Source organism: Pseudomonas sp. GM78 (genome assembly GCF_000282475.1).
GTDB lineage: Bacteria > Pseudomonadota > Gammaproteobacteria > Pseudomonadales > Pseudomonadaceae > Aquipseudomonas.
Window position 1 is genome coordinate 47,024 of the sequence record NZ_AKJF01000065.1, and the last position, 9,819, is coordinate 56,842.

Below are 9,819 nucleotides of genomic sequence, written 5' to 3' on the forward strand. Positions count from 1 at the left end.
GCGTTTTTTTATGCGTATTGGCCACGGCTATGATGTGCACCGTTTCGCTGAAGGCGATTTCATCACTCTGGGCGGCGTGCGCATTGCACACGGCTTCGGGCTGCTCGCTCACTCCGACGGTGACGTCCTGCTGCACGCCTTGAGCGATGCCTTGCTCGGCGCTGCTGCGCTGGGTGACATCGGCAAGCATTTCCCGGACACCGACCCGCAATTCAAGGGCGCCGACAGCCGAGTGCTGTTGCGTCATGTCGTCGCGTTGATCCACGCCAAAGGCTGGAAAGTCGCTAACGTCGACAACACCATCGTTGCCCAGGCGCCAAAAATGGCCCCCCATATCGAATCGATGCGCGCGCTGATTGCCGCGGATCTTCAAGTTGAGTTGGATCAAGTGAACGTGAAAGCTACCACCACCGAAAAGCTCGGCTTTGTCGGTCGCGAAGAGGGCATTGCCGTGCATTCCGTTGCCTTGTTGCTGCGCGCATGAACGAACTGCAATTGCTCGGCCCGCGGGCCTATGGTGAACCGCTCGGCAGCGCCGTACTGAAAGCCATCGCCGAAGATTTCCAGGTCGACGAAGTCCTCGATATTCCCTTGAGCGGTGACGGCGAACACCTGTGGATCTGGGTGGAAAAACGCGGCCTGAATACGGAAGAGGCGGCACGTCGAATTGCCAAGGCGGCCGGGGTGCCATTGCGTACTGTCAGCTACGCCGGGCTCAAGGACCGCCAGGCGCTGACGCGCCAATGGTTCAGCGTACAACTGCCGGGCAAGGCCGATCCGGATCTGTCCGCGGCCGAAAACGACACGCTGAAAATCCTCAAGACCAGTCGACATAAACGCAAGCTGCAACGCGGTGCCCACTCGGCCAACGGCTTCACATTGCGCCTGACGCAGTTCGCAGGCGACAAGGCCGCCATTGAAGAGCGCCTGCAGCTGATCGCCAGGCAAGGCATTCCCAATTATTTCGGTGCCCAGCGCTTTGGGCATGACGGTGGCAACGTGGTCGACGCCCGCGCCTGGGCCGCGCGCAAGGCATTGCCCGAGCAGCGCAACGTGCGTTCGCGCCTGCTGTCGACCGCTCGCAGTTTCCTCTTCAACCAGGTGTTGGCCGCGCGTGTCGCCGACGGTACCTGGCAGCGTGCTCAGGTCGGTGACCTGCTGGCGTTCACCGATAGCCGCAGCTTTTTTCCGGCAGGTGTTGCCGAGTGCAGCGACCCACGCCTGGCGATTCTCGACCTGCACCCGACCGGTCCGCAGTGGGGCGAAGGTGACTCGCCGACCACGGGCGCTGTCCATGAACTGGAGCAGGCGATCGCCGCTCGCGAAGCGGACCTTCGCGATTGGTTGATCAACGCCGGAATGAGCCACGAACGTCGCATTCTGCGGCTGCCCATTGCCGGGTTGACGTGGCATTATCCCGAGCCTGACATTCTGCAACTGGAATTCGTCCTGCCGGCCGGATGCTTCGCCACCGTATTGGTGCGCGAGCTTGTTGATCTGGTGCCGGTGGGGCAGACGGACAGCCCATGCGTATTCTGATTTCTAACGACGACGGGGTAACCGCACCCGGACTCGCCGCGCTTCATGCTGCGCTGGCGGATTACACCGAGTGCGTGGTGATTGCCCCGGACCAGGACAAAAGCGGCGCGAGCAGTTCGCTCACGCTGGACCGTCCGTTACATCCGCACACGCTGGCCAACGGCTTTATAAGCGTTAATGGTACGCCGACCGATTGCGTGCACCTGGGCCTCAACGGCTTGCTGGAGCGTGAAGCGGACATGGTGGTGTCCGGCATCAACCTGGGCGCCAACCTGGGGGACGACGTGCTGTACTCGGGTACCGTGGCGGCGGCACTCGAAGGTCGGTTCCTGGCGCGTCCTGCGTTTGCCTTTTCGCTGGTCTCGCGACAAGTCGACAACCTTGCCACGGCGGCCTACTTTGCGCGCAAACTGGTCGAGGCCCATGCGGATCTCGAACTGCCACCGCGTACGGTACTGAACGTGAATATTCCCAATTTGCCGCTGGAGCACATCCGCGGTATCCAGTTGACCCGCCTCGGGCATCGCGCCCGCGCGGCTGCACCGGTGAAAGTGGTCGATCCGCGAGGCAGGTCAGGGTACTGGATCGCGGCGGCGGGGGACGCTGAGGATGGCGGCCCCGGCACCGATTTCCATGCCGTGATGCAGGGCTTTGTTTCCATCACGCCGTTGCAACTGGATCGCACCTTCAATGATGCCTTCAGAAGCCTCGACGGCTGGCTGGAGGGGTTGCACCCATGACCCGTGGACAAGACGACATGATGCGCCGCGGCATCGGCATGACCTCGCAACGGACCCGCGAACGCCTGATCCAGCGCTTGTATGAGGAGGGGATTACCAACGCCAAGGTGTTGGAAGTCATTCGTCGTACACCGCGTCACCTGTTCGTCGATGAGGCGCTGGCGCACCGGGCCTACGAAGACACGGCGCTACCCATCGGCCACAACCAGACCATCTCCCAGCCTTATATGGTGGCTCGCATGAGCGAGTTGCTGCTTGAAGCCGGGCCGTTGGACAAGGTCATGGAAATCGGTACGGGGTCGGGTTATCAGACGGCGGTGTTGTCGCAGCTGGTCGAGCGGGTTTTTTCCGTGGAACGTATCAAGGTGCTGCAAGACCGGGCCAAGGAACGCCTGGTCGAGCTGAATTTGCGTAACGTGGTATTTCGCTGGGGCGATGGCTGGGAGGGCTGGCCAGCGCTGGCGCCCTACAACGGCATTATCGTCACGGCGGTGGCAACTGACGTACCTCAGGCGCTGCTCGATCAGCTGGCGCCAGGGGGGCGTCTGGTGATCCCGGTCGGCTCCGGTGAGGTACAGCAACTGATGCTGATCGTCCGGGAAGAAAATGGCTTCTCCAGGCGTGTCCTGGGGTCGGTGCGCTTCGTCCCGTTACTCAATGGTCCACTGGCCTGAGCATTTATTTAAACGCGCTGAATTCTCTTCGATGGCCTCTGTCTTACACCGGGGTCGATTGATTAAACGGGGTGTTTTGGCGGGCAGCAAACGTGTGCGCCAAGGCATTTCGCTTCATTAAGGGAAAAGCCGGCACGGCCCGTTATACTTGCGGCACTTCGTGCCGGAACACGGCAAATCACATTTTCAGCCACCACAAAGGGAGCGGCGGGTGAGTCTCACAGTCATAGCGCAGCGTATGGGTACAACGAGCTTTCAGCGCCTGGTGACTGGCCTTGTCATGAGCACCTTGCTGGTCGGTTGCTCCAGTAACAAATCCAGCGATGTAGGGGTTGTCGACCGCAACAAAGCCGCCGCCCAGCGTCCGGCTGTGACCACCGGGCAGTACGTCGTTCGCCCCAAGGACACCCTGTTCTCAATCGCCTTTCGCTATGGCTGGGACTACAAGGCGCTGGCGGCGCGCAACAACATTGCGCCGCCATACACCATCCATCCGGGTCAGACGATTCGCTTCGATGGACGCAGCGGTTCAACGCCGACCACCGTGGTCAGCTCGTCCAGTTCGTCGCCTTCATCCTCGAGTAAAACCACGGTCATCCGCCGCTCTGCGGACGGTACGACCACGACCACACCGGTAGTTGTACCGTCCGTCGCCAACAAGCCGGCACCCGCTCCACTGCCTCCACCGGGCCCAGCCCCGACCGGCTGGGGGTGGCCATCTAATGGCATTTTGATCGGCAAATTCTCATCAAACGGTAGTTTGAATAAAGGAATTGATATCGCAGGGGATTTGGGACAGCCTGTTTTAGCTGCGTCTGATGGGACGGTGGTATACGCCGGGAGTGGCTTAAGGGGCTACGGCGAATTAGTCATCATCAAACACAGTGAAACCTACGTCAGTGCCTACGGACATAACCGCAGGCTGTTGGTTCGGGAGGGGCAGCAGGTCAAGGTCGGACAGACAATTGCCGAAATGGGGTCAACGGGTACAGACCGGGTGAAACTGCATTTTGAGATTCGCCGCCAAGGTAAACCAGTAGATCCGCTGCAATTCCTGCCGCGTCGTTGATCGCTTCCAGCCTGTTCCGTCACGTAGAGGGGACAGGCTCCAGCGTTGCCAAGGATAAAGGCGCCGCTTGAGCTTGAGGTCGAACTCACCAAAGGACTATAACAATGGCTCTCAGTAAAGAAGTGCCGGAGTTTGACATCGACGATGAGGTTCTCCTGATGGAGACCGACGTCGCCGCGGATTCGATGTCGAATGATGAAGGGGCGGCTCCACCTTCCGTTCGTGCCAAATCCAAACACTCCGCGACATTGAAGCAACACAAGTACATCGATTACACGCGGGCACTCGATGCCACGCAGCTGTACCTCAATGAAATCGGCTTTTCCCCTCTACTGTCCCCCGAAGAAGAAGTGCATTTTGCGCGCCTGTCGCAAAGTGGTGATCCGGCCGGGCGCAAACGCATGATTGAAAGTAACCTGCGGCTGGTGGTGAAAATCGCCCGGCGTTACGTCAATCGTGGTCTTTCGCTGCTCGACCTGATCGAAGAGGGCAACCTCGGCTTGATCCGGGCGGTGGAGAAGTTCGACCCTGAGCGCGGTTTCCGCTTCTCGACCTACGCAACCTGGTGGATTCGTCAGACCATCGAGCGCGCGATCATGAATCAGACCCGGACCATCCGGTTGCCGATCCATGTGGTCAAGGAGCTCAATGTGTACCTGCGGGCCGCACGGGAGCTGACGCAAAAACTCGATCATGAACCCTCACCTGAAGAGATCGCCAACCTGCTGGAAAAACCGGTAGCGGAGGTCAAGCGCATGCTGGGCCTAAACGAGCGGGTTTCTTCGGTCGACGTCTCGCTGGGGCCGGATTCGGATAAAACCCTGTTGGACACCCTTACCGACGATCGCCCAACCGATCCATGCGAGCTGCTGCAGGATGACGACCTGTCTCAAAGCATCGACCAGTGGCTCTCGGAATTGACCGACAAGCAGCGCGAGGTGGTTGTACGCCGCTTCGGCCTGCGCGGTCATGAGAGCAGCACCCTTGAAGATGTGGGCCTGGAAATTGGCCTGACCCGGGAACGGGTCAGACAGATTCAGGTAGAAGGTCTGAAACGTCTGCGGGAGATCCTGGAGAAAAACGGGCTGTCGAGCGAGTCGCTGTTTCAATAAGCCATTCGTTAAGCGGATAGCAAGAAGCCCCGACTGGTTCGGGGCTTTTTGTTATCCGCCTACCCTGGTTTTATCCCCGGGACGCCAGCGCAGCTTTGTAGCTTCGGGGTGTAAGTCTTCGCTTACTCTTTTCGTAAGTGTTCACTATTTTTACAGGTTGGCAGTCGACCATATTTTTCGCAGGACAGTTTTATCCCGCTGAAAAACAAGCCGATTTTCTAACATGAACGGGATGTGACAAGTCATCCGGGCTTGGGCAGGCGATTGCTCTTGGCGCTAAAAACCCTAGTATCGGTGTTGTGCCTACGGACAGACACGCCCTTCAAGGACGAGGGGAAAGGACATCGCAGGACGCGATTCATCAGGATGATGAAAAGGAACACAGGGAATAGGGAAAAAATGTGGGCGGGTCAGACCGCCCCTTTTTTTGCCTGCAGAAAAGCAAAAAGGCCCTTGTGGGGCCTTTTTCTGGAACGCGGGGATAATCAGCGTTCGAGGTGTTCGATCTTGCCTGGCTTGCCATCCCACTCAGCGGCATCGGGCAACGGATCTTTGCGTTCCGTGACGTTCGGCCAGACCTCGGCCAATTCGAGGTTCAGTGCGATAAAGTTTTCCATGCCGGCAGGCACTTCATCTTCGGAGAAGATGGCTACGGCAGGGCATTCAGGTTCGCACAGTGCGCAGTCGATGCACTCATCCGGGTGAATCACCAGGAAATTCGGGCCTTCGTAAAAGCAGTCCACCGGACAGACTTCTACGCAGTCGGTGTACTTGCACTTGATGCAGTTGTCGGTGACGACGAAGGTCATTTCTAATTTTCTCCTCAGGCGCGGCTTGCTGCGCCCCTTCACGTAGGGGTCGCAAGGTTTGGGAGCGATAGTCTGCAAGCCAGGCTAAAAGCCTGCAGCATCCCAAACCGCGCGAGATTCTAACAGCTTGCAAGCCGCTGCGTTAGACCCGTGTCTTTAGTGTATAGAGCATTTCGAGTGCGCGACGTGGCGTCATGTTGTCCAGATCGAGCCTGGCCAGTTCATCCAGCACCGGATGCGGCAGGCTGGCGAACATGTCGCTTTGCTGCGGCGCGGCCGGTTTGCCTTTGGTCGGCGCAGGCGCCTCATGGGGCAGGGCGGTGTCTTCCAGCCGGCTCAAGTGCTCACGGGCACGCACGATCACTTCGTTCGGCACGCCGGCCAACTGCGCGACCGCCAGACCGTAGCTCTGGCTGGCCGGCCCTGGCAGCACATGGTGCAGGAACACGATGCGTTCGTTGTGCTCGGTGGCATTGAGGTGCACGTTGGCCACCAATGGCTGGGCTTCCGGCAGCACCGTCAGCTCAAAGTAGTGGGTGGCGAACAGCGTATAGGCCCGCAGGTGCGCCAGGCGCTCCGCCGCCGCCCACGCCAGGGACAGGCCGTCGAAGGTGCTGGTTCCGCGCCCGACTTCGTCCATCAGCACCAGGCTGCGTTCGGTGGCGTTGTGCAGGATGTTGGCGGTTTCGCTCATCTCGACCATGAAGGTCGAGCGTCCACCCGCCAGGTCATCGCTGGAGCCGATCCGGGTGAAGATGCGGTCGACCAAGGACAATTCGCAACTGGCCGCCGGGACGAAGCTGCCGATATGCGCCAGGAGCACGATCAAGGCGGTCTGACGCATGTAGGTGGATTTACCGCCCATGTTCGGACCGGTGATCACCAGCATGCGGGTATTGTCGTCGAGGCTGAGGTCGTTGGCCACGAACGGGGTGGTCAATACCTGTTCAACCACCGGGTGGCGACCCTGGTTGATGCGCATGCACGGCTCGCTGACAAAGCGCGGGCAGTTCAGGTCGAGGTTCAGCGCCCGTTCGGCCAGGTTGCTCAGCACGTCAAGCTCGGCCAGCGCAGCCGCGGTGTCCTGCAGGGGTGGCAGCTGGGCGATCAGGTCTTCAAGCAGCGCTTCGTACAGCATCTTCTCCCGCGCCAGGGCACGGCTCTTGGCCGACAGTGCCTTGTCTTCAAAAGCCTTCAGTTCCGGCGTAATGAAGCGCTCGGCACCTTTGAGAGTCTGGCGACGAATGTAATCGGCGGGTGCGGACTCAGCCTGCTTGCTCGGCAGTTCGATAAAGTAGCCGTGGATGCGGTTGTAGCCGACTTTCAGGTGGGACAGGCCAGTGCGGGCTTTCTCGCGGGCTTCGAGGTCGATCAGGAATTGCCCGGCGTTCTCGCTGAGCGATTGCAGTTCATCGAGTTCGCTGTCGTAACCGGTTTTCAGCACGCCGCCGTCACGGATCACCGCGGGCGGGTTGTCGATGATGGCTTTTTCCAGCAATGCCGCCAGTTCCGGGTAAGTGCTGGTGGTGATTGCCAATTGGTTGAGGTGCGGCGCTTCCAGTTCGGACATTGCCACTTGCAGTTGCGGCAGCGCGCCGAGGGCATCACGCAGGCGCGCGAGGTCCCGTGGGCGGGCATTGCGCAGGCCGATCCGGGCGAGAATGCGCTCGATATCGCCGATTTCCTTGAGCTGCGGCTGCAGCTTTTCGAAACGGTAGCCATCCAGCAGGCAGGTGATCGAGGTCTGGCGCGCCAACAACACGGTCAAGTCACGCAATGGGCGGTTCAGCCAGCGCGTCAGCAGGCGACTGCCCATGGCGGTCTGGCAACGATCGACCACCGATTGCAGGGTGTTGTCGCGACCACCGGCCAGGTTGGTGTCCAGTTCCAGGTTGCGGCGACTCGCACCGTCCAGCACCACGGTATCGTCCAGGCGTTCGTGGCGCAGGCTGCGCAAGTGCGGCAGGGCGGTGCGCTGGGTTTCTTTCGCGTAAGCCAGCAGGCAGCCGGCGGCGCCGATGGCCAGGGTCAGGTTTTCGCAACCGAAACCCTTCAGGTCCTGGGTCGAGAATTGCTGGCAAAGACTTTTCAGTGCCGAATCACGCTCGAAATCCCACGGCGCACGGCGACGAACGCCGCGACGTTTCTCGGCCGGCAGATCCTTGGGCCAGTCATCCGGTATCAGCAATTCCACCGGATTGACGCGCTCCAGTTCCGCCAACAGGTTTTCCCAGCCCTTGATTTCCAGCACGCTGAAGTTGCCGCTGGTGATATCCAGCACTGCCAGGCCGAACAGGCGCTCATCGCCCAGGACAGCGGCGATCAGGTTGTCGCGGCGCTCATCGAGCAGCGCTTCGTCGCTTACCGTACCGGGGGTGATGATCCGCACCACTTGGCGATCCACCGGGCCTTTGCTGGTGGCCGGGTCGCCGACCTGCTCGCAGATCACCACGGACTCGCCGAGCTTCACCAGTTTCGCCAGATAACCTTCTGCGGCATGGTAAGGAATGCCGCACATCGGAATCGCTTGGCCGGCCGACTGCCCGCGAGCGGTCAGGGTGATGTCGAGAAGCTTGGCGGCCTTTTTCGCGTCTTCATAGAAGATCTCGTAGAAGTCGCCCATGCGGTAAAACATCAACTGGTCAGGGTGCTGGTTCTTCAGGCGCCAGTACTGCTGCATCATCGGCGTGTGCGAGGACAGGTCGGAGAGGGCTTTATTCATCGGATTGCCAGGAAAACTCGTTCAAAAGGTGTGGGGCAAAAGCGGGCGTTGGCACGGCTTTTCCGCGATGGGCGCAAGGTTACCATGGGCAGTCTTGTCGACGCAGGCATCACGGCCGGGTGACGTCTTTATTGATGGTTCATGCATGACTTATGCAAATAAGCATTTGTCGTGGTAAAAAACTTCGAGCATCATGCGCGTTATGCAAAAACGCAATGTTTCGACCGTTTTAAGAGCGCTGCTCGATCAGCACGGTATCTCCCCCACGGAGCTTCACCGTCGCACCGGCGTGCCTCAATCCACGCTCTCGCGCATCCTCGGCGGGAAGATTGTCGACCCCTCCGATAAACACATTTCGAAGATCGCCGACTACTTCGCCGTCAGTACCGATCAGTTGCGTGGCCGCGCGGTCATCGCGCAGGCATCGGGTGCACGGCGTGAAGCCGCGCATTCGCAACTCACCGACATCAGTCTGTGGGACGACGACACCCCGATTGATGACGATGAGGTCTCGGTACCCTTTCTTCGCGAGGTTGAATTGGCTGCAGGATCAGGAAGATTCGCCATCGAAGAGAGCGAGCGCGCCAGCCTGCGGTTCGGCAAGCGTAGCCTGCGCCATAACGGCGTGCAGTTCGACCAGGCCAAATGCGTGACGGTGCGTGGCAACAGCATGCTGCCGGTGTTGCGCGACGGCGCCACGGTGGGCGTCAACGCCGGCAAGCGCGGGATAGGCGATATCGTCGATGGCGATCTCTATGCCATCAACCATAACGGCCAACTGCGGGTCAAACAGCTGTATCGACTACCGACCGGGATTCGCCTGCGCAGCTTCAATCGCGATGAGCATCCGGACGAGGACTACTCTTTCCTGGAAATGCAGGAAGAGCAGATCCTGATCCTGGGTCATGTGTTCTGGTGGGGTATGTACGCTCGTTGAAGCTTGTCCGCCTGTAGGATCGCCGCCCGCGGGCTCCTACGGGGGCTGCATTTCTTATGCGGCAAATAAATGCATCAATGCATTGACTGTATATGCATCCATGCATAGTCTTGTGCTCAACCGCTTGCACTGCCACCCAAACACCCTGGAGGCCCGACATGACAAACGAGCAACAACTGTTGCTGGACCTGCCGATCTGGCTCCCCCCCCCCCCCCC

The 9,819-nt window shown here is 59.8% G+C and carries 9 protein-coding genes; 7 read left to right on the forward strand and 2 right to left on the reverse strand.

Annotated elements, in window-relative coordinates; genetic code table 11:
* Positions 1-10: 10 nt before the first annotated feature.
* The 6 genes from ispF to rpoS all read left to right on the forward strand — a co-directional run bounded on the left by ispF (position 11) and on the right by rpoS (position 5,134).
* On the forward strand, positions 11-484 hold the full coding sequence (gene ispF / locus PMI35_RS22300) for a 2-C-methyl-D-erythritol 2,4-cyclodiphosphate synthase (RefSeq protein WP_008057340.1): 474 nt from the start codon (positions 11-13) through the stop codon (positions 482-484).
* A complete protein-coding gene (gene truD / locus PMI35_RS22295) occupies positions 481-1,539 on the forward strand; it encodes a tRNA pseudouridine(13) synthase TruD (protein ID WP_008057341.1) in 1,059 nt (352 codons plus the stop codon). Before ispF ends, truD begins: the two co-directional genes overlap by 4 nt.
* Positions 1,527-2,279, forward strand: coding sequence for a 5'/3'-nucleotidase SurE (gene surE / locus PMI35_RS22290; RefSeq protein ID WP_008057342.1), 753 nt, complete (start codon positions 1,527-1,529; stop codon positions 2,277-2,279). Before truD ends, surE begins: the two co-directional genes overlap by 13 nt.
* A gap of 38 nt (positions 2,280-2,317) precedes the next feature.
* On the forward strand, positions 2,318-2,953 hold the full coding sequence (locus PMI35_RS22285) for a protein-L-isoaspartate(D-aspartate) O-methyltransferase (protein WP_177325071.1): 636 nt from the start codon (positions 2,318-2,320) through the stop codon (positions 2,951-2,953).
* Positions 2,954-3,164: 211 nt separating this feature from the next.
* A complete protein-coding gene (locus tag PMI35_RS33760; protein ID WP_008057344.1) occupies positions 3,165-4,022 on the forward strand; it encodes a peptidoglycan DD-metalloendopeptidase family protein in 858 nt (285 codons plus the stop codon).
* Between the two features lie 104 nt (positions 4,023-4,126).
* The gene (gene rpoS, locus PMI35_RS22275; protein WP_008057345.1) at positions 4,127-5,134 is read left to right on the forward strand and encodes an RNA polymerase sigma factor RpoS; all 1,008 of its coding nucleotides are present in this window, start codon (positions 4,127-4,129) and stop codon (positions 5,132-5,134) included.
* A gap of 485 nt (positions 5,135-5,619) precedes the next feature.
* Here the strand turns inward: rpoS and fdxA are convergent, their stop codons facing one another.
* Together fdxA and mutS are read right to left on the reverse strand one after the other, a co-directional pair.
* Positions 5,620-5,943, reverse strand: coding sequence for a ferredoxin FdxA (gene fdxA, locus PMI35_RS22270; RefSeq protein ID WP_008057346.1), 324 nt, complete (start codon positions 5,941-5,943; stop codon positions 5,620-5,622).
* Positions 5,944-6,085: 142 nt separating this feature from the next.
* Positions 6,086-8,665, reverse strand: a complete 2,580-nt coding sequence (gene mutS, locus PMI35_RS22265) for a DNA mismatch repair protein MutS (protein ID WP_008057349.1) — start codon at positions 8,663-8,665, stop codon at positions 6,086-6,088.
* A 202-nt stretch (positions 8,666-8,867) separates the two neighbouring features.
* Here mutS and PMI35_RS22260 point away from each other — a divergent pair, with 202 nt between their 5' ends.
* Complete coding sequence (locus PMI35_RS22260; RefSeq protein WP_008057351.1) at positions 8,868-9,602, forward strand: LexA family transcriptional regulator; 735 nt, start codon at positions 8,868-8,870, stop codon at positions 9,600-9,602.
* The last annotated feature ends 217 nt before the right edge of the window (positions 9,603-9,819 follow it).

Bases quoted from the DNA above. Each gene is read 5' to 3' on its own strand.
- PMI35_RS22260 (WP_008057351.1), top strand. From the start codon at position 8,868: ATGCAAAAACGCAATGTTTCGACCGTTTTAAGAGCGCTGCTCGATCAG.
- rpoS (WP_008057345.1), top strand. From the start codon at position 4,127: ATGGCTCTCAGTAAAGAAGTGCCGGAGTTTGACATCGACGATGAGGTT.
- ispF (WP_008057340.1), top strand. From the start codon at position 11: ATGCGTATTGGCCACGGCTATGATGTGCACCGTTTCGCTGAAGGCGAT.
- surE (WP_008057342.1), top strand. From the start codon at position 1,527: ATGCGTATTCTGATTTCTAACGACGACGGGGTAACCGCACCCGGACTC.
- PMI35_RS22285 (WP_177325071.1), top strand. From the start codon at position 2,318: ATGACCTCGCAACGGACCCGCGAACGCCTGATCCAGCGCTTGTATGAG.
- mutS (WP_008057349.1), bottom strand. From the start codon at position 8,665: ATGAATAAAGCCCTCTCCGACCTGTCCTCGCACACGCCGATGATGCAG.
- truD (WP_008057341.1), top strand. From the start codon at position 481: ATGAACGAACTGCAATTGCTCGGCCCGCGGGCCTATGGTGAACCGCTC.
- fdxA (WP_008057346.1), bottom strand. From the start codon at position 5,943: ATGACCTTCGTCGTCACCGACAACTGCATCAAGTGCAAGTACACCGAC.